Origin of the sequence: Pseudomonas sp., from assembly GCF_049645325.1 — a bacterium.
In the GTDB taxonomy this organism is placed as follows: domain Bacteria; phylum Pseudomonadota; class Gammaproteobacteria; order Pseudomonadales; family Pseudomonadaceae; genus Aquipseudomonas.
Genome location: NZ_JBARTQ010000334.1, coordinates 1 through 17,530, shown reverse-complemented (window position 1 = coordinate 17,530; position 17,530 = coordinate 1). Strand labels below are relative to the sequence as shown.

At 62.0% G+C, this 17,530-nt stretch carries 18 protein-coding genes; 3 read left to right on the top strand and 15 right to left on the bottom strand.

What is annotated here, in order from left to right:
- Positions 1–74 precede the first annotated feature (74 nt).
- The 12 genes from WBB95_RS14990 to WBB95_RS14935 form a co-directional block, all read right to left on the bottom strand.
- The gene (locus tag WBB95_RS14990) at positions 75–380 is read right to left on the bottom strand and encodes a YkgJ family cysteine cluster protein (RefSeq protein WP_424488298.1); all 306 of its coding nucleotides are present in this window, start codon (positions 378–380) and stop codon (positions 75–77) included.
- Positions 381–434: 54 nt separating this feature from the next.
- Entirely contained in the window at positions 435–926 is a 492-nt protein-coding gene (locus WBB95_RS14985; RefSeq protein ID WP_424488297.1) for a DUF2878 domain-containing protein, read from the bottom strand.
- On the bottom strand, positions 919–2,190 hold the full coding sequence (locus WBB95_RS14980) for a class I SAM-dependent methyltransferase (protein WP_424488296.1): 1,272 nt from the start codon (positions 2,188–2,190) through the stop codon (positions 919–921). Before WBB95_RS14980 ends, WBB95_RS14985 begins: the two co-directional genes overlap by 8 nt.
- Entirely contained in the window at positions 2,177–2,986 is an 810-nt protein-coding gene (locus WBB95_RS14975) for a DUF1365 domain-containing protein (protein ID WP_424488295.1), read from the bottom strand. The genes WBB95_RS14980 and WBB95_RS14975 overlap by 14 nt, the downstream gene beginning before the upstream one ends.
- Positions 2,983–4,230 carry an NAD(P)/FAD-dependent oxidoreductase gene (locus WBB95_RS14970; RefSeq protein ID WP_424488294.1) on the bottom strand — a complete coding sequence of 416 codons (1,248 nt, stop codon included), beginning with the start codon at positions 4,228–4,230 and terminating at the stop codon, positions 2,983–2,985. The genes WBB95_RS14975 and WBB95_RS14970 overlap by 4 nt, the downstream gene beginning before the upstream one ends.
- Positions 4,227–5,009, bottom strand: a complete 783-nt coding sequence (locus WBB95_RS14965; RefSeq protein WP_424488293.1) for an SDR family NAD(P)-dependent oxidoreductase — start codon at positions 5,007–5,009, stop codon at positions 4,227–4,229. Before WBB95_RS14965 ends, WBB95_RS14970 begins: the two co-directional genes overlap by 4 nt.
- Entirely contained in the window at positions 5,006–5,428 is a 423-nt protein-coding gene (locus tag WBB95_RS14960; protein WP_424488292.1) for a nuclear transport factor 2 family protein, read from the bottom strand. The genes WBB95_RS14965 and WBB95_RS14960 overlap by 4 nt, the downstream gene beginning before the upstream one ends.
- Positions 5,421–6,866 (bottom strand): deoxyribodipyrimidine photo-lyase, encoded by a 1,446-nt coding sequence (gene phrB / locus WBB95_RS14955; RefSeq protein ID WP_424488291.1) that lies wholly within the window; start codon positions 6,864–6,866, stop codon positions 5,421–5,423. The genes WBB95_RS14960 and phrB overlap by 8 nt, the downstream gene beginning before the upstream one ends.
- Positions 6,867–7,796, bottom strand: a complete 930-nt coding sequence (locus WBB95_RS14950) for a MerR family transcriptional regulator (RefSeq protein WP_424488299.1) — start codon at positions 7,794–7,796, stop codon at positions 6,867–6,869. It abuts the gene before it with no gap.
- Positions 7,797–7,811: 15 nt separating this feature from the next.
- Positions 7,812–8,771: a YbgA family protein gene (locus WBB95_RS14945; RefSeq protein ID WP_424488290.1), complete on the bottom strand. Its 960-nt coding sequence runs from the start codon at positions 8,769–8,771 to the stop codon at positions 7,812–7,814.
- A 112-nt stretch (positions 8,772–8,883) separates the two neighbouring features.
- Complete coding sequence (locus WBB95_RS14940) at positions 8,884–9,099, bottom strand: TIGR02450 family Trp-rich protein (protein ID WP_424488289.1); 216 nt, start codon at positions 9,097–9,099, stop codon at positions 8,884–8,886.
- Positions 9,096–10,082, bottom strand: coding sequence for an NAD(P)/FAD-dependent oxidoreductase (locus tag WBB95_RS14935; RefSeq protein WP_424488288.1), 987 nt, complete (start codon positions 10,080–10,082; stop codon positions 9,096–9,098). The genes WBB95_RS14940 and WBB95_RS14935 overlap by 4 nt, the downstream gene beginning before the upstream one ends.
- A gap of 212 nt (positions 10,083–10,294) precedes the next feature.
- On the opposite strand from WBB95_RS14935, the gene WBB95_RS14930 reads away from it, so the two are divergent.
- Complete coding sequence (locus WBB95_RS14930) at positions 10,295–11,194, top strand: TIGR01777 family oxidoreductase (protein ID WP_424488287.1); 900 nt, start codon at positions 10,295–10,297, stop codon at positions 11,192–11,194.
- 18 nt (positions 11,195–11,212) lie between these two features.
- Complete coding sequence (gene hemH / locus WBB95_RS14925; RefSeq protein WP_424488286.1) at positions 11,213–12,238, top strand: ferrochelatase; 1,026 nt, start codon at positions 11,213–11,215, stop codon at positions 12,236–12,238.
- 140 nt (positions 12,239–12,378) lie between these two features.
- Here hemH and WBB95_RS14920 read toward each other — a convergent pair whose 3' ends face one another.
- From WBB95_RS14920 to algW, 3 genes are all read right to left on the bottom strand, one after another.
- Positions 12,379–13,098, bottom strand: a complete 720-nt coding sequence (locus tag WBB95_RS14920) for a DUF4198 domain-containing protein (RefSeq protein ID WP_424488285.1) — start codon at positions 13,096–13,098, stop codon at positions 12,379–12,381.
- A 15-nt stretch (positions 13,099–13,113) separates the two neighbouring features.
- Positions 13,114–15,222, bottom strand: coding sequence for a TonB-dependent siderophore receptor (locus tag WBB95_RS14915; RefSeq protein ID WP_424488284.1), 2,109 nt, complete (start codon positions 15,220–15,222; stop codon positions 13,114–13,116).
- 108 nt (positions 15,223–15,330) lie between these two features.
- On the bottom strand, positions 15,331–16,485 hold the full coding sequence (gene algW / locus WBB95_RS14910) for a Do family serine endopeptidase AlgW (protein ID WP_424488283.1): 1,155 nt from the start codon (positions 16,483–16,485) through the stop codon (positions 15,331–15,333).
- 102 nt (positions 16,486–16,587) lie between these two features.
- Between algW and WBB95_RS14905 the strand changes: the two genes are divergently transcribed.
- Positions 16,588–17,346: a Nif3-like dinuclear metal center hexameric protein gene (locus WBB95_RS14905; RefSeq protein WP_424488282.1), complete on the top strand. Its 759-nt coding sequence runs from the start codon at positions 16,588–16,590 to the stop codon at positions 17,344–17,346.
- The last annotated feature ends 184 nt before the right edge of the window (positions 17,347–17,530 follow it).

Genomic DNA, 17,530 nt, shown 5'->3' with positions numbered 1-17,530 from the left:
ATTGTTCAGTGACTGGCACCCTGCATTCGCGAGCAAGCCCGCTCCCACATTTTTAATCTCTGTCTGTCTTCAGATCAGCGATACGCCGTCGCAATGCCTTCGCGCTCGGTCAGGCATTCCGGCGCGCCCATCTCGAACTCCCGGCAGATCAGCGGCCGTCGCTCATAGATCGTACACATCATCGTGTCCCGATCCAGCGCCGCGCACCAGCCGTCATCCAGGCGCAGCATCACTTCACCGCCCCAGTCGTCGGTATCGATATAGCGCTCCGGCACGCCCGTGTCGGTGATCAGCATCACTTCCAGCTGGCAGCAGCAGGCCGCACACGTCGAGCAGGTGACGGCGGGTTCGGGGATTTGCGTGTGGGGGATGTTGGTCATAGGCGCGCAGTGTAAGGCAAGCGCACCCAATGCGTATGAATGCTCTGACGGACGTCAGTGCCCAAGTTGCCGGGCAACCCAGTGCAGCACCGGGAATATTATCGCCCAGAGCAGCGCCAGGCCGATCAGGGTGGGCGCCGTGCCATAACCGAAACTCACCCCGGCCAATTGGCTGCCCGCGTAGTAAGACAGCGGCCCGCCCACCGCGCCGAGCAGGCTTGCGCGCCACCAGGGCTGTGCGCTCCACGCCAGGCAATGGCGCAACGTAGTGGCGAGCAATGCCCACAGCAGCACCAGCCAAAACGGAATCAATGGCCCCGGAAAGCTGAAATGAAACACGCCAAAGGTGCGCAATGAGGTATCGAGGACGGTGCCCAGCAAGGTCACGGCGAGGATGACTTGCCCCTCGGCCGACCACGCACTTATCCACAGCAGGTGAATGACCAGGACGGCAAACCCGACCAGCAACCAGCGGCTGTCACCGCCGAGCACACAGGCAAACCAGCCGCACTGGAACAGCACGGCATTGGCCAGCGGTTTAAGCATCGAAGCGTCCGAGCAGCGGCGGGTTGATCGCCGCGGGCTTGGCCAGCAGCAACTGCGCGGTACCGATTGTTCGCTCCATGAATCCACCCTCGCAGTAGCACAAGTAGAACTCCCACAAACGCAGGAAGTACTCATCGTAGCCCAACTCTGCGAGGCGGCCATGGGCGCGACGAAAATTCTCATGCCACAGGCGCAAGGTGCGTGCGTAGTGCAGGCCGAAGTCTTCCATGTGCAGCAGGTTCATGTCGGTGTCGCGGCTGACAATCTGCAGCATGTTCTGCACACAGGGCAGGGCGCCGCCGGGGAAGATATAGCGCTGGATAAAGTCGACGCTGTTCTTGGCCTGCTCAAACCGTTGCTCACGGATGGTGATGGCTTGCAGCAGCATCAGGCCGTCGCTCTTGAGCAACTGCGCGCACTGTTTGAAGTAGGTGGGCAGGAAGCGATGGCCCACCGCCTCGATCATCTCGATCGACACCAGCTTGTCATAGTGGCCGGTAAGGTCGCGGTAATCCTGCAGCAACAGGGTCACCTGGTCTTGCAGGCCCAAGGCCTCGATGCGCTTCTCGGTGTAGGCATACTGCTCTTTGGAGAGGGTCGTGGTGGTGACCTTGCAGCCGTATTGCTGCGCCGCGTACAGCGCCATGCTGCCCCAGCCGGTGCCGATTTCCAGCAGGTGGTCAGTCGGCTTGAGCGCCAGCTTCTGGCAGATGCGCTCCAGTTTGTTCAGTTGCGCCTGTTCCAGGGTGTCGTCGGGGGTCAGGAATTGCGCCGCCGAATACATCATGGTCGGGTCGAGGAATTCCTCGAACAGGTCATTGCCCAGGTCGTAGTGGGCGGCGATGTTTTTCTGCGAACCCTTGCGCGTATTGCGGTTGAGCCAGTGCAGGCCTTGGGTGAAAGGGCGTGCCAGGCGTGCCAGGCCGCCTTCCATGGCATCGAGTACGTCGAGGTTGCTGACCATCACGCGCACCACGGCGGTGAGGTCCGGGCTGCTCCAGTAACCGTGAATGAACGCCTCACCGGCGCCGATCGAACCGTTGGCCGCTACCAGGCCCCACACCGCCGAATCGAGGATCTGGATTTCCCCCAGCAAGTGCGCTTCCCGGGCGCCGAAGACCTGGCGTTCGCCGTCTTCGATCACCACCAACTGGCCGTGGCGCAGTTGGCTGAGTTGGCGCAGCACGGCCTTGCGCAGCAACACGGTGGTCATGCCGTTGACGTTCAGGCGGTTGGCCTTGACCGATAAGCTAGGGGTTTTCATGGCGGCGATCCTTGGTATACCCGACAGCGGTGCGAGAGGCGCCTTCGGCGGCCTGATGGGAAAAAATCGGTGTACGTTTGAGCAACAGGCGCATCGCCTGCCAGTAAATGGCGAGGCAAGTCTTGGCGGTCATCCACGGAAAGCGCCACAGGTAGCGGTGCAGGCTGGCGCGGTTGAGTGCCTCGCGCTGCAGGCTCAAGGTGGCGTCGAAGACTTTTTGCGAACCTTGCCAATCGGCCATGTGCACGCCCAGCTTGGCGGCGGGCGGGCTGAAGCTCATGCGGTATTCCAGGTCGCGTGGCAAAAAGGGCGACACATGAAAGGCCTTGGCCACGGCAAAGTGCTGGTGCTCCTCGGCGCCGAGGGCCTGGGCCGGCAGCACGTAGTGATAGCGCTCGCGCCATGGGGTGTTAGTCACTTCGCACAGGATCGCGGCCAGACTCCCGTCGGCCTCGAAGCAGTAGAAGAAACTCACCGGATTAAAAGCCAGGCCCCAACTGCGGGCCTGGGTCAGCAGGCAGATAACGCCTTGAGGCGTTCGCCCCAAGGCCTTGCCGACTTCTTGGCGCACGGCATCGGTCAAGCCCATGCCGTGACGGGTGAACTCACGCAGGTAGTCCTGCTCGCGAAAACCAAAGGGCGCCAGGCGCCCGGCGCCCGCGAGGGGCGACAGGCCGAGCACGGCGTCTTGCTCGCTCAAATCCAGGTACAGCAGGCCGATGCGGTAGCGAAAGGCGTGGGCCTTGGGCGTAAACCGGCGATGGGCGATCCAGCCGCTGTACAGGGCGCTGTTCACAGGGTTTCCCCAAAGGCCTGGGCCACGCGCAGGGCGCTGACCACGCCGTCTTCATGAAAACCGTTGGCCCAGTACGCGCCGCAATAAAACGTATGGCGCGCGCCGAGCAATTCTTCCCAGCGCGCCTGCGCCGCCACTGACGCCAGGCTGTATTGCGGATGGGTGTAGGTGTAGCGGGCGAGAATTTTCAGCGGGTTGATCATCGGCGTCTGGTTGAGGCTGACGCAAAAGGTGGTCGCGCTGTCGATGCCTTGCAGGATGTTCATGTCGTAGGTGACGGCGGCCTGGGACTGTGCCTTGCCGATCAGCCGGTAATTCCAGCTGGCCCAGGCCAGTTTGCGGTCGGGCAACAGGCGGGTGTCGGTGTGCAGTACCACGTCGTTGTCGGCGTAGGGCAGCGCGCCGAGGATTTCCTGTTCGGCCTGGCTCGGGTCGGCCAGCAGTGCCAGGGCCTGGTCGCTGTGACAGGCGAACACCACCCGGTCAAACGCCTCGCTGCCGGCGGCGCTGTGGATAACTACGCCGTCGTCGGTACGCTCAACGTTATGCACAGGGCAATTGAGGCGCACCTGTTCGCGAAAGCTGCGCGTCAGCGGTTCTATATAGCTGCTCGACCCGCCCTCGATCACGCACCACTGCGGCCGGTTGCTCACCGACAGCAAGCCGTGGTTCTTGAAAAATCGTACGAAGAACTGCAAGGGGAAGCCGAGCATGTCCGCCAGGGACATCGACCAGATCGCCGCGCCCATCGGCACGATGTAATGCCGGATAAACCGCGGGCCGTAGTGGTTAGCTTTGAGGTAGTCGCCCAGGGTCATCTCGGCGCTGATGCGTTGCTCCTGCAAATCCAGCGGCGCCTGGCGGTTGAAGCGCAGGATGTCGCGCAACATGCCCCAGAACCCCGGCGACAGAATATTGCGGCGCTGGGCAAACAGGCTGTTGAGGTTATTGCCGTTGTATTCGAAACCTTCGTTCTGGTCGCACACCGAAAAGCTCATCTCGGTGGGCTTGAACGTCACGCCAATCTGCCCCAGCAAGCGGATGAAGTTGGGGTAGGTCCAGTCGTTGAACACGATAAAACCGGTGTCCACCGCATAGCTTTTGCCCTCGACCGTCACGTTGACCGTGTGTGTGTGCCCGCCGATGCGGTCGCCCGCTTCGAACAGGGTGATGTCGTGGCGACGGCTGAGCAGGTAGGCGCTGGTCAGCCCGGCGATGCCGCTGCCGATAATGGCGATCTTCACTGGTCGTCCTTCTGCGGCGGTGGGCTGCGCAACATGCGTTTGCCGATGATCAATTGGGCACGGTTAGGCAGCTTCGACAGCGGCCACAAGGTGGCGATGAACAGCGCCGGGAAGGCAATTTCCAGCGGGCGTTTATCCAGCTTGGCGAAGATATGCCGCGCCGCTTTGTCGGCGGACCAGCTCAAGGGCATCGGGAAATCATTGCGTTCGGTCAGCGGCGTGTCGACAAAACCCGGGCTGATCACCGTGACATCGATGTGCTCGGGCGACAGGCTGATGCGCAGGGATTCAAACAAGTAACGCAGCCCGGCCTTGGAGGCGCCGTAGGCTTCGGCGCGCGGCATCGGCAGGTAAGTCACGGCGCTGGCCACGCCCACCAGGTGTGGCGTACGCCCGGCGCGCAACAGTGGCAACGCGGCTTCAATGCAGTAGCTGCTGGCCAGCAGGTTGGTGCGCACCACGTGCTCGACAATTGAGGCGTCAAACTGCTTGGCATCGACGTATTCGCAGGTGCCGGCGTTGAGGATCACCGTGTCCACCGACCCCCAGACCACGCCGATATGCTCGCCGATTTCGCGCACAGTCTGACTGTCGGTCAAGTCACCGGCCACCACCAGCACTTGCCCCGGGTAACGTTGGGCGAGTGCTTCCAGCGGGCCTTTGGTGCGCGAGCTGAGCGCCACAAGGGCGCCGCTGTTGAGCAATTGCACGGCCAGGGCTGCGCCGATGCCACTGCTGGCGCCGGTCAGCCAATATCGGCGGGGCGGTGTGAGGCTCATGCCATTCTCCTTTTCAGCCAGCTTATGACCCGGCCGAGCACCGGCAGGTGTTCATAGAGCAGGGCGCCGGCATCGAAATAGTCACGATGGCGGTAAACCTTGTCGCGCCACATCAGGTGTGAGCAGCCTTCCACCCGAATCACCTTGCCCTTGGCCAAGCGTGGGTGGCAGAAGCTCATTTTCCAGCGCAGGTAGCCTTCGCCTTCGGCCACTTGGTCGAACCCGTGGAAGTCGAAGCGCAGCTGGCTGACATTGCCGTACAACTCAGCGAAATAGCGGTGCATCGCGGGCAGCCCGTGTACTTCATGCAGCGGGTCGGTGAAGGCCACGTCTTTGCTGTACAGGCTCTCGAGCAGGTGCAGGTTGTGCTTGTCCAGCGTGGCAAAGGCCTGGGCGAACCGGCGCAGGAAGTCACTCATGGCGGCCCCCGACGGCTTCACGGGAAGGCAGGCTGCGGAACGCCGCCAAAGCGCGTTCGCGGGATTTCTTCAGGTCGACAATCGAGCGCGGATAGTCCGCCACGCCGAACAGGCCGCCGGCTGCCTCGGGGTTGTGCACTTCCTTTTTATTCAGCGCGGCCAGTTCCGGCAGCCAGTGCTTGATGAACACGCCTTCGCCGTCGAATTTCTCCGACTGGCTCAGCGGGCTGAAAATCCGGAAGTACGGCGCCGAGTCGGTGCCGGTGGACGAACTCCACTGCCAGCCGCCGTTGTTGGCGGCCAGGTCGCCGTCGATGAGGTGGCGCATGAAGAAACGCTCGCCTTCGCGCCAGTCGATCAGCAGGTTCTTGGTCAGGAACATCGCCACCACCATGCGCAGGCGGTTGTGCATCCAGCCGGTTTCGAGCAGTTGGCGCATGGCCGCGTCGATGATCGGCAAGCCGGTGCGCGCTTCCTGCCAGGCGGCCAGGTCCTTGGGCGCATGACGCCAGGCCACCGCTTCCGTTTCGGGGCGGAACGCACGGTGGCGAGACACGCGTGGGTAGCCGACCAGAATGTGTTTGTAGAACTCACGCCACAGCAGTTCGTTGATCCAGGTGATGGCGCCCATGTCGCCACTTTCAAACTCGCCCCCGTTGGTTTGCAGGGCGGCGTGCAAACATTGGCGCGGCGACACTACGCCGGCGGCGAGGTAGGCGGACAGCTGGCTGGTGCCGGGCTTGGCCGGGAAGTCGCGTTCATCCTTGTAGTAGCTGATCTGCTGGTCGGCGAAGGCATCGAGGCGGCGGCGGGCTTCGTCTTCACCCGCGGGCCAGAGGGCGCGCAAGCTGTCGCTGGGCGGCGCGAAACCTTCAACGGTTGTCGGAACAGGGTCGCTCTTGAGCGTGATCGGTGCCTGGCCGTTGATGGCAGGCACCCGGCGCGGCAAGGCACTGTGCAGACGGGTGTAGCAGACCTTGCGGAACTGACTGAAGACCTGGAAGTAGGTGCCGGTTTTAGTCAGCACGCTGCCTGGCTGGAAAAACAGCTGGTCGAGGTAACTGTGGAACGTCACGCCGTCGGCTTCCAGGGCTTTGGCCACGGCTGCGTCGCGACGGCTTTCGTGGATGCCGTATTCCTCGTTGACGTGCACCGATTCCACCGACAGTTCCCGGCACAGCGTGGCCAGCACGGCAGGCGCCTGGTCCCAGGTCGCGGCGGTGCGAATCAGCAGGGGAATATTCAACTCACCGAGCGACTGGCTCAGGTGCTCCAGGTTGCGCAGCCAAAAGTCGACTTTGCACGGCGCATCATCGTGGGCCAGCCATTGCTCAGGCGTAATGAGGTAGACGGCCGCGATCGAACCGCGCTGGCGTGCGGCGCCCAGGGCGGTGTTGTCGAGTAGGCGCAAGTCGGTGCGCAGCCAGGTCAAATGCATTTAAACGATTCCACGCTGGATCAGTATCTGGTGAGCCGACAATGGGTCTTCGGCCACGAACAATTCAGGGGTGTCACGGGTTAATACGGCCCACTCGGCCTGGTGGATGCATACCGTTGGTCCGGCAATCACTATTGGGCACCGAATGCCACCCAGGAGTTTTGGGATTGCCGCCAGGTGCAGGGCCTTGCTCGAAAACAGCAGGACGGCGCGCGGTTGCAGGTGTTCCACCGCCAGGGCCAGTTCACCGGCTGGCAACGGCCAGTCGAAAACCTCTACGGGGCAGTCGGCGCTGCTGGCCAGCCAGGCGCTGAGCCACAGGTTCGGTTCCAGGGGCAGGTCGGAATGGTTGATCAGCAATAATGGCGCGCCCTGCAACTGGCGGTTGTTGTGGTAAATGCGCGCGCCAAATTTGCTGCGCAGCCACGAGAGGAAAAATACCCGCTCCATCTGTGCGCCAAACTGGCCCAGCCAGCGCTGCTCCAGCTCGGCGAGCAATGGCAGCATCAGTTGTTCGCAGAGGGTGCGCGGTGGATACAGCGCCATGGCCTGGTTGAAGGCGTCGTCGACACGGCGCTCGGCCAGCTCGCTGATCGCGCTGATCAGGTTCTGGCGCAGTGCGTGCCATTCGTTTTCGACGCTGTCGGGGCTGTTTTGCGCGGTATCGATCAGGTTTTTCACCTGGCTGACGGGGACGCCACGGTTGAGCCACGTAAGAATGGTATGGATGCGTTGGACATGTTCGGCGCTGAACAGCCGATGGCCCTTGGGTGTGCGTTGGGGCACGATCAAGCCGTAACGTCGTTCCCAGGCGCGCAAGGTCACGGCGTTGACGCCGGTCTGGCGCGCCACTTCGCGAATCGGCAGCCAGCCCTCTTCGAGGGCTTGGGCGATATCTTCGCCCGGTTCGTCTTGCAGGATGGCTTTCATCACGCTTTTCATGGGTTAGATCGCATTACGCAGGCTGAGGTTTTCCGGGTGCGGCTGCAGGTAGGCCTGTTGCGCGATGTAGCGGTCCGGGTGTTGGCGAAAGTGATGTTTGAGCAAGGTGAGCGGCACCACCAGCGGCACGATGCCGTGGCGGTATTGGCCGATGACGGTTTGCATTTCTTGCTTGTCGTCGGCGCTGATGGCTTGTTTCAGATAGCCGCTGATGTGTTGCAGCACATTGGTGTGGGTGCCACGGGTGGCGCACTTTTTCAGGCCGACCATCAGCTCGCTGAAGTACCCGCTGGCCAATTCGTCGAGTTGGGTGCCCTTGTCCATGCTCCCCAGCAGATGGCCGAGGCTTTTGTAGTGCGCCGGGCTGTGGGCCATCAGCAGGTATTTGTAACGCGAGTGAAAGGCCAGCAGGCGGTGACGGGTGAGGCCTTCAGCCAGCAACTGTTGCCAGGTGGCGTAGACGAACACGCGGGTCAGGAAGTTTTCCCGCAGCACCGGGTCGTTAAGGCGGCCGTCTTCTTCCACGGGAAGGTTGAGGTGGCGCGCGCAAAACGCCTGGGCGTAGATGCCGCGCCCACCACCGTCGACGGGCGTGCCGTTGTCGCGGTAGACCTTGACCCGCTCCAGGCCGCACGACGGTGATTTCTGCATGAAAATGTAACCGCACAGGTCGGTATGTTCCGCCGCCATCTGCTGGCCGTAGTCATTCAGTGGCTGGGTCACATTGAGTTCAGGGCGCACGCTGCCGACGGCTTGCGGCTGGGCCGGGTCGCCGACCAAGCGGATGGGTTCGCGGGTAATACCCAGGCCGATTGCCACTTCCGGGCACAGCGGCACGAAGTCGAAATAATCGCTGAGGGTCTGGCTGCACAGCAGGGATTGTTTGTGTCCGCCGTTGAAGCGCACGTTCTCGCCAAGCAGGCAGGCGCTGATGGCGATCTTCGGTTTAACAGTGCTGGACATGGCCAAACCTCTGCAAGATTCCTGTACAAGCTACAAAGCTTGTACAACTAAATCTCATCATAGGTTTGATGCTGTACAAGTCAAATATTTTGTACAAGTATTTGCGGTGAGGCTATTTCCAGCCGATTCGCCAGTCTTCGGCGTTTTGCAGGGTTTGCCAGGCCAGGCGTTCGGCGCGGCGGGTCAGGACGGCTTGCAGTTCAATTTCCAGCACGGTGCCTTCTTCGTCACGAAACAGTTCGGTGACCAGGAAGTGTTTTTCCTTGTTTCGAGGGCGCGCTGCTGTCCACTTCGACAGCAGCAATTTGGCGGGATTTATGCGGTTCATTGCAGGTGCTCGATCAAGCGGCGCGCAGCTTCCTGGCCACTGAGCCAGGCACCTTCGACCCGGCCGGACAGGCACCAGTCGCCACACACATACAAGCCCAGGTCGGCATCGGCGAGCACGCCGAACTCATGGCTGCTGGACGGTCGTGCGTACAGCCAGCGGTGGGCCAGGCTGAACGACGGCGCCGGCATGGCGCTGTGCAGCAATTCGGCGAAGGCGCCGTGCAGGTGTTCGATCACGGCTTCCTTGGGCAGGTCCAGGTGGTCCTTGCTCCAGGCGCTGGTGGCGTGCAGCACCCAGGTGTCGAGGTGGGTGTCGCGCCCCGGTTTGCTGCGGTTGCGCGCCAGCCAGTCGAGGGCGCTGTCTTGTACGAAGCAGCCTTCCATGGGCGTATCCAGCGGTGTGTCGAAGGCCAGGGCGATGGCCCAGGTCGGGTCCATTTTTACCCCGGCAGCGGCACTCGCCAACTTGGGCGCGGCCGCCAGCAGGGCGGTGGCTTGGGGCGCAGGTGTGGCGATGACCACATGGCTGAAAGGGCCATGGTTGCCACCGTCGGCATCCAACAGGTTCCAGTGCTGTTTGCCCTGGAACACTTCGGTGATGCGGCAACCGAACTCCACCGGCAAGTCGTCCAGCAGTGCGCGGGTGATTGCGCTCATGCGTGGCGTGCCTACCCAACGGATCTGTTCATCGGGGGAGGGCGTGAGCTGGCCGGACTTGAAGTTGTACAGCTGCGGTTTCCACTGCTCGGCCCAGCCGTTGCTCTGCCAGCGCTGCACCTCGTTGACGAAGCGCCGGTCGCGGGCGGTGAAGTATTGCGCGCCCATGTCGAGTGCGCCGGCATCGCTGCGTTTGCTGGACATGCGGCCGCCGCTGCCGCGGCTTTTATCGAAGAGTTGTACAACGTGCCCCGCGTCTTGTAACGCTCGGGCGGCGGAGAGACCGGCGATGCCGGTGCCTATGATCGCGATGGGAACAGTCATGGGAGGCCTCGTTTTACCGTTGGGTACAGACTACGCCGACACCAATAGCTGTACAATATTGTTTTTTGGTATAAGTTTTGGCGTACCTGTTCTTACGGCGTGGCCTATGGTTAAAGCTGATGCTTAAACACACGCCCACGCCCGATTACAAATGATCCCTGCTTATAAAATAGACCAGTGATGGGCGGCGAACGTTACATGAGGAGGATCCCATGCATATTTTGCTGACCGGCGGTACGGGTTTGATCGGTCGCAAGCTCTGCTTGCACTGGCTTGCCCAGGGGCATCGCTTGACCGTGTGGAGCCGTGAACCGGACACCGTCGCCCATTGGTGCGGCGCCGAGGTGTTGGGTGTCGGCCGTTTGCAGGATGTGATCGGCAGCGTGGATGCGGTGGTCAACCTGGCTGGCGCGCCCATTGCCGATCGGCCTTGGACCAAGAAGCGCAAGGCGCTGTTGTGGAGCAGCCGCATCAGCCTCACCGAAACCCTGCTGAACTGGATGGAGGGCCTGGAACACAAGCCCTCCGTTTTGATTTCGGGTTCTGCCGTGGGGTGGTACGGCGACGGCGGGGAACGCGAATTGACCGAAGCCAGCGGCCCGGTGAAGGACGACTTTCCCAGCCAGCTGTGCATCGCCTGGGAAGAAACCGCCGTGCGTGCCGAGGCGTTGGGCGTGCGCGTGGTGCTGGTGCGCACAGGCTTGGTACTGGCGGCGAAGGGCGGCTTTTTGTCGCGGCTGTTGCTGCCGTTCAAACTGGGGCTGGGCGGGCCTATCGGCACTGGTCGGCAGTGGATGCCGTGGGTGCATATCAAGGATCAAATCGCCCTGATTGATTTTCTTCTGCACAAGACTGACGCCAGCGGTCCTTATAATGCCTGCGCGCCACACCCGGTGCGTAACAGCGAGTTTGCCAAGACCCTGGGCCGCGTGCTGCACCGCCCGGCCTTTATGCCGTTGCCGGCGTTTGCGTTGAAGGTCGGGCTGGGCGAGTTGTCCGGGTTGCTGTTGGGCGGGCAGAAGGCGGTGCCCGAACGGTTGCTGGCCGCCGGTTTCACTTTTCAGTTCATTGAGTTGCACGCGGCCCTGGAAGACTTGTCCAGCCGCCTTTAGCCATAGATAGGATGTTGCATGACGGATCACGCGTTGTTACTGGTCAACCTGGGTTCACCGGCGTCCACGTCGGTGGCCGATGTACGCAGCTACCTCAATCAGTTTCTGATGGACCCTTACGTGATCGACCTGCCGTGGCCGGTGCGGCGCTTGCTGGTGTCGCTGATTTTGATCAAGCGCCCGGAGCAGTCGGCCCACGCCTACGCGTCAATCTGGTGGGACGAGGGTTCGCCACTGGTAGTCCTGAGTCGCCGCTTGCAAGAGCAAATGACCACGCAGTGGACCCAGGGCCCGGTGGAACTGGCGATGCGTTATGGCGAGCCGTCGATTGAAACGGTGCTGACCCGCCTGGCTGCCCAGGGCATTCGTAACGTCACCTTGGCGCCGTTGTACCCGCAGTTCGCCGACAGCACGGTGACCACGGTGATTGAAGAAGCCAAGCGGGTGGTGCGCGACAAGAAACTCACGGTGCAGTTCTCGATCCTGCAACCGTTCTATGATCAGCCGGAATACCTCGATGCGCTGGTCACCAGCGCACGGCCTTATGTGGCGCAGGATTACGATCACTTGCTGCTGAGTTTCCACGGGCTGCCCGAGCGGCACCTGAAAAAACTCGACCCTACCGGCGGCCACTGTTTCAAGGATGCCGACTGCTGCCAGAACGCGTCGCCTGAAGTGCTTGCCACCTGTTATCGCGCGCAATGCTTCAGCGTCGCCCGAGACTTTGCCGCGCGCATGGGGCTGCCGGATGGCAAATGGTCAGTGGCCTTCCAGTCGCGCCTGGGCCGGGCGAAGTGGATTGAACCCTACACCGAGGCCCGCCTGGAAGCCCTGGCCCAGCAAGGCGTGAAAAAGCTGCTGGTGATGTGCCCGGCATTTGTTGCTGATTGCATCGAGACCCTGGAAGAAATCGGTGACCGCGGCCTGGAGCAGTTCCGCGCAGCGGGGGGCGAGGAGTTGGTGCTGGTGCCGTGCCTCAATGATGACCCGCAGTGGGCTGCGGCGCTTAATACGCTGTGCGAGCGCGCGCCGTTGGCGCTGTAATCAGGCCAGTGGCGACTCAATGTGGGAGCGGGCTTGCTCGCGAAGGCGGTGTATCAGGCAATACATTCGGTGACTGACACTCCGTCTTCGCGAGCAAGCCCGCTCCCACATTGACTGTGCCCACTTTGAATGTGTGGCGATCACTCGTGGTGCGGTTCGCCCAGAAAAGTCAGGGAGGTGAACAGCCCGCGGGTCGCCACGTCGGCGTTATCTTTAAGCGGCAACTCCACCTGCGCCGCGATCACATTCAACCCTTCATTCCTCACCAGTACTTGGGCGCGGCCGTCCTTGTCGGTCTCGGTGCTCACGGTGCCCGGCGCATTCCGATAATCACCCACCAACTTGATCCCTGCTGCAGGCTTGCCATCAAGCAGTACCCGCACCGGCAGTGACTGGCCAGGCCCTACCGTCAAGGGGTCAACTTCCGGCAGGATCAACAGCTTGATCTGCTCCAGTTTCGGCAGTTTCGCCCCTGGCTGGTAAATCGCCAGGCTGTATTTGAAGGTCTGGGTCGACGCAATCGCCCCCGGCACTTTGCTGCGGCCCTGGTTGATCCATGTCTGGTCCGCCGTCTGCGACCACATGCCGTTATCCAGCGCGACGGCCAGCACCGCCGGTGACGTGAGCGGCTTGAGGCGCGCGTGGTCGGCCAGGCGCTCCACGGTCACTGGGATCATTTTGGCGTTGACGTCATACGCCCAGGCGCCACTGATTTTCCGGGCCTTGAACGCGTTGTCTTCGGCGCCGTGGCCGTAGATCACTTCGATATTGCCGCGACGCTGTTCGGTCCACAGGCCGTGGGCCGAGACGTGGGTGGCGAACAGCAGGCCGATCAGGGCCAAGGGTTTGAGCGGGTGCACGGTGGTGACGTCCTTTTACAGGTTGAGGGTCAGGCTGACGGTGAAATTGCGCGGCTCTCCGGGGTTGACCCAGTAATTGCTGTAGGAGCGCTCGTAGTACTTTTCATCGAACAGATTGTTGAGGTTCAAGCCTACCGTGAGGGTGTCCGTGGCCTTGTAATGCGCGAGCAGGTCGACGGTGTGATAGGCCGGCAATTCGAAGCGCGTGCCCGCCTCGCCGGAGCGATCGCCGACGTAGGTGAAGGCCGCGCCGAGGTCGGAGCCGCGCAACACGCCGTCCTGGAACTCATACACGCCCAACAGGCTGCCGCTGCGCTTGGCCACGCCGAGAATCCGGCTGCCGGTGGGGATGGTTTTGTCGCCCTTGGTGACCTCGGCGTCGATGTAGGCGAAGGCGCCGATCACCCGCACGGCCTCGGTCAACTGGCCGCTCAGTTGCAGGTCAATCCCCTGGCTGCGGGCCTTGCCCATAGCGCGTTGGGTGTCGGTGGCCGGGTCCAGGGCGAGGACGTTTTCCTTTTCGATATGGAACGCGGCGAGGGTGGCGCTGAGGCGGTCATCGAACAGCTCGCTCTTGATGCCGATTTCATACCCCACGCCTTCTTCCGGCTTGAAGGATTTACCGCCGGCATCCAGGCCATTGTTGGGCTTGAACGATGTCGATGCGTTGGCGAACACACCGACTTGCGGGGTCAGTTGATAGAGCAGGCCGGCGCGCTGGGTGAGGGCGTCGTGGGTTTGCCGGCTCCTGGCGTGGTTGCGGGTGAAGTCATCGGTGCGTTGTTCGAAGTGCTCGAAGCGCGCCCCGAGCATGCCGCGCAGGCGGTCGGTGAAGATGATCTGGTCCTGCAGGTTGAGCGTCTGGCTTTTCACCTGCTCAAAGAAGTCGGTGCCGGAGCGCGCGCCACTGGGTTTGGGCTGGCCGTAGACCGGCTGGTAGATATCGATGGGGTAGAGGCTGTTGCCGATGGCGGTGACGCGTTCCTTCTTGCGGTAGTCCTCGTATTCGGTGCCGATCAGCAGTTCGTGCTGCCAAGGGCCGGTGTCAAACCCGCCGCGCAATTCCAACTGGGTGATGCTGTCGTGCCAGCCGGTGGAGCGTTCACGGTAGCGGCGGTTGACGGTGCGGCCGTCGGTGTTCAGCGCGCGGCTTTCCGAGGCGTCGCCCCACAGGCTGCCTTGTTTGTAATGGCTGGCCAGGCGCAGTTTCCAGGCGTCGTTAAGGTGGTGTTCCAGCGTGGCCTGAAGGCGGTTGTTGTGGTTGCGAATGTTGCCGTCGTCAGGCTCGCCGAGGAAGGTGGAGCGGGACATGCTGCCCCAGCGGTTATTCGCCGCAACAATGCCGCGGTCGAAGGTTGAACTGTGGCGCACGAATTCGCTTTCCACCAGCAAGGTGGTGTCCGGGTCCAGCTGCCAGCTGAACGACGGCGCGACAAACACGCGTTGGGCGTCGACGTGGTCGCGGAAGCTGTGGTTGTCTTCCACCGCCAGGTTTACCCGCGACAATAGTCGACCCTCACTGTCCAGCGGGGTGTTCACGTCCAGGGCGGTGCGGTAGCGGTCCCAGCTGCCGGCGCTGGTTTGCACGGTGGTAAACGCGTCGGGTTGGGGCTTTTTGGTGACGATATTCACCGTGCCACCTGGATCACCGCGCCCGTACAGGCTGGCGGCGGGGCCTTTGAGCACTTCGATACGCTCAATGTTGGCCGCGTCCGGCGTGCTCGGGTAGCCACGGTTGGCGCTGAAACCGTCCTGATAGAACTCCGACGTGGTGAAGCCGCGCACGCTGTACTCGTAGAGCGTGAGGCCGCCAAAGTTGTTCTGCCTGGACACGCCGCCGGCAAATTCCAGGGCACGTTCCACGTTGGTGCTGCCCAAGTCGTTGAGGACGGTGGCGGGAATTACGCTGATAGCTTGTGGGATGTCGCGAATGGCGGTGTCGGTTTTAGTCGCGCTGGCTGAACGCGTGGCGCGGTAGCCTTTGACGGGGCCGGTGGCGGATTCATAGGCGTCGGTGCTGACGCTGATTGCGTCGAGTTCCAGGGTGTTGTCTTCGGCGTAGGCGGGGTCGAGCAACAACCCCAAGGCCAGGCCAGCCAAGGGGGCGATTTTTCGAGACGGCATGTAGGCGTGTTCCAATAGCGATATTGAAACAATATAACATGACCAATGAGAATGAATTGCTTTTGAAATATTAGGTTACAGGAGCCCGCCAACGGGCTCCTCAGCCGGTTATTCCTCTTCTTTTACAGGCGCAGGCGGCGGACGCAGGCCGATTTCCGCCAGCAGCTTGATCTCTTTGCCGTTGCGCATCACCTGGATCGCCACCTTGTCGGTCGGCTTGATCCGCGCCACCTGGTTCATCGATTTGCGGCCATCGCCGGCCGGTTCGCCGTCGATGCTGAGGATCACATCGCCCAATTGCAGGCCGGCTTTCTGCGCCGGGCCGTCGCGGAAGATCCCGGCGACTACGATGCCGGGACGCCCGGTCAGGCCAAACGACTCGGCCAGTTCCTTGGTCAACGGCTGCACTTCAATGCCGAGCCAGCCCCGGATCACCTGGCCATGTTCGATGATCGACTTCATCACCTCCATCGCCAGCTTCACCGGGATCGCAAAACCGATGCCCTGGGAGCCGCCGGATTTGGAGAAGATCGCCGTGTTGATGCCAGTCAGGTTGCCGTTGGCATCCACCAGTGCGCCGCCGGAGTTACCCGGGTTGATCGCCGCGTCGGTCTGGATGAAGTCTTCGTAGCTGTTGAGCCCCAACTGGTTGCGCCCGGTGGCGCTGATGATGCCCATGGTCACGGTCTGGCCGACGCCGAACGGGTTGCCGATGGCCAGCGCCACGTCGCCCACGCGCAGTGCTTCGGAGCGGCCGATGGTGATCGACGGCAGGCTCTTGAGGTCGATCTTCAAGACCGCAAGGTCGGTTTCCGGGTCGCTGCCGACCACGCGGGCCAGGGTTTCACGGCCATCGCGCAAGGCCACCACAATCTGGTCGGCGCCGGTGGTCACGTGGTTGTTGGTGAGGATGTAGCCTTCCGGGCTCATGATCACCCCGGAACCGAGGCTCGATTCCATGCGGCGCTGCTTGGGCGAGTTGTCGCCGAAATAGCGGCGAAACTGTGGGTCTTCAAACAGCGGATGCGCCGGTTTGTTGATGACCTTGGTGGTGTACAGGTTGACCACGGCAGGCGCGGCGATGACAACGGCGTCGGCGTAAGTCACCGGGCCTTGCACCACCGAATTGGTTTGTGGGGCCTGTTGCAGGTTCACATCCAGGCTGGGCAGGCCCACCCATTGGGGATAACGCTGAATAATCAGCGTCGCGATCAGCACGCCAGCCAGCAATGGCCATCCAAAAAAACGCAGTGCCTTGAGCATCAAGTAAGTCCTGACAGGTTGCAGGGGGCGGGAGAGCGCCCATAATGTCGCGCATTATACGAGGCTGCGAGCGCCTCGGAACGGGATATTTAGGAGTCTTTTATGGCCGTCCCCCTTAGCACCCTCGTCGAGGAAGCGGACCGCTACCTCGGCAGCGCAAAAATTGCCGATTACTGCCCCAATGGCCTGCAGGTCGAGGGCCGTCCGCAGGTGATGCGTATCGTCAGCGGCGTGACCGCGAGCCAGGCACTGCTGGATGCGGCGGTCGAGGCGCAGGCCGATTTGGTGCTGGTGCACCATGGTTATTTCTGGAAGGGCGAGAACCCGTGCATCACGGGTATGAAGCAGCGACGGCTGAAAACGCTGCTCAAGCACGATATCAGCTTGCTGGCTTACCACTTGCCGCTGGATGTGCATGCTGAGGTGGGCAACAACGTGCAGCTTGCTCGGCAGTTGGACATCACGGTTGAAGGGCCGCTGGACCCGGGCAATCCGAAAATCGTCGGGTTGGTGGGGTCGCTGGCCGAGCCTTTGTCGCCGCGTGATTTTGCCCGTCGGGTGCAGGATGTCATGGGGCGCGAGCCGCTGTTGATCGAAGGCACTGAGATGATTCGGCGTGTCGGCTGGTGCACGGGCGGTGGGCAGGGGTATATCGACCAGGCGATTGCTGCGGGTGTTGATTTGTATTTGAGTGGGGAGGCGTCGGAGCAGACGTTCCACAGTGCGCGTGAGAATGGCATCAGCTTTATTGCGGCGGGGCATCATGCTACCGAGCGTTATGGGGTTCAGGCGTTGGGTGATTATCTGGCGCGGCGGTTTGCGCTGGAGCATTTGTTTATTGATTGTCCGAATCCGATTTGAGCTTTGCTGGCGGTTGGGGAGTTGGGGAGTTGGGGAGTTGGGGAGTTGGGGAGTTGGGGGGATTGGGGGCATATCCGTTGCTGTGGTGAGGGCTGCTTAGGGTTCCGCTCTTACAGCGGGTCACTTTTGGAAGGACCCAAAAGTAACCAAAAGGTCCTCGCCCCTCCACTCGGTGCCTCGCTTA

Coding starts and splice junctions, on each gene's coding strand:
- WBB95_RS14930 (WP_424488287.1), top strand. CDS start 10,295: ATGCATATTTTGCTGACCGGCGGTACGGGTTTGATCGGTCGCAAGCTC.
- WBB95_RS14990 (WP_424488298.1), bottom strand. CDS start 380: ATGACCAACATCCCCCACACGCAAATCCCCGAACCCGCCGTCACCTGC.
- phrB (WP_424488291.1), bottom strand. CDS start 6,866: ATGCATTTGACCTGGCTGCGCACCGACTTGCGCCTACTCGACAACACC.
- WBB95_RS14945 (WP_424488290.1), bottom strand. CDS start 8,771: ATGTCCAGCACTGTTAAACCGAAGATCGCCATCAGCGCCTGCCTGCTT.
- algW (WP_424488283.1), bottom strand. CDS start 16,485: ATGCTCAAGGCACTGCGTTTTTTTGGATGGCCATTGCTGGCTGGCGTG.
- WBB95_RS14965 (WP_424488293.1), bottom strand. CDS start 5,009: ATGAGCCTCACACCGCCCCGCCGATATTGGCTGACCGGCGCCAGCAGT.
- WBB95_RS14940 (WP_424488289.1), bottom strand. CDS start 9,099: ATGAACCGCATAAATCCCGCCAAATTGCTGCTGTCGAAGTGGACAGCA.
- WBB95_RS14950 (WP_424488299.1), bottom strand. CDS start 7,796: ATGAAAGCCATCCTGCAAGACGAACCGGGCGAAGATATCGCCCAAGCC.
- WBB95_RS14915 (WP_424488284.1), bottom strand. CDS start 15,222: ATGCCGTCTCGAAAAATCGCCCCCTTGGCTGGCCTGGCCTTGGGGTTG.
- hemH (WP_424488286.1), top strand. CDS start 11,213: ATGACGGATCACGCGTTGTTACTGGTCAACCTGGGTTCACCGGCGTCC.
- WBB95_RS14985 (WP_424488297.1), bottom strand. CDS start 926: ATGCTTAAACCGCTGGCCAATGCCGTGCTGTTCCAGTGCGGCTGGTTT.
- WBB95_RS14935 (WP_424488288.1), bottom strand. CDS start 10,082: ATGACTGTTCCCATCGCGATCATAGGCACCGGCATCGCCGGTCTCTCC.
- WBB95_RS14960 (WP_424488292.1), bottom strand. CDS start 5,428: ATGAGTGACTTCCTGCGCCGGTTCGCCCAGGCCTTTGCCACGCTGGAC.
- WBB95_RS14980 (WP_424488296.1), bottom strand. CDS start 2,190: ATGAAAACCCCTAGCTTATCGGTCAAGGCCAACCGCCTGAACGTCAAC.
- WBB95_RS14905 (WP_424488282.1), top strand. CDS start 16,588: ATGGCCGTCCCCCTTAGCACCCTCGTCGAGGAAGCGGACCGCTACCTC.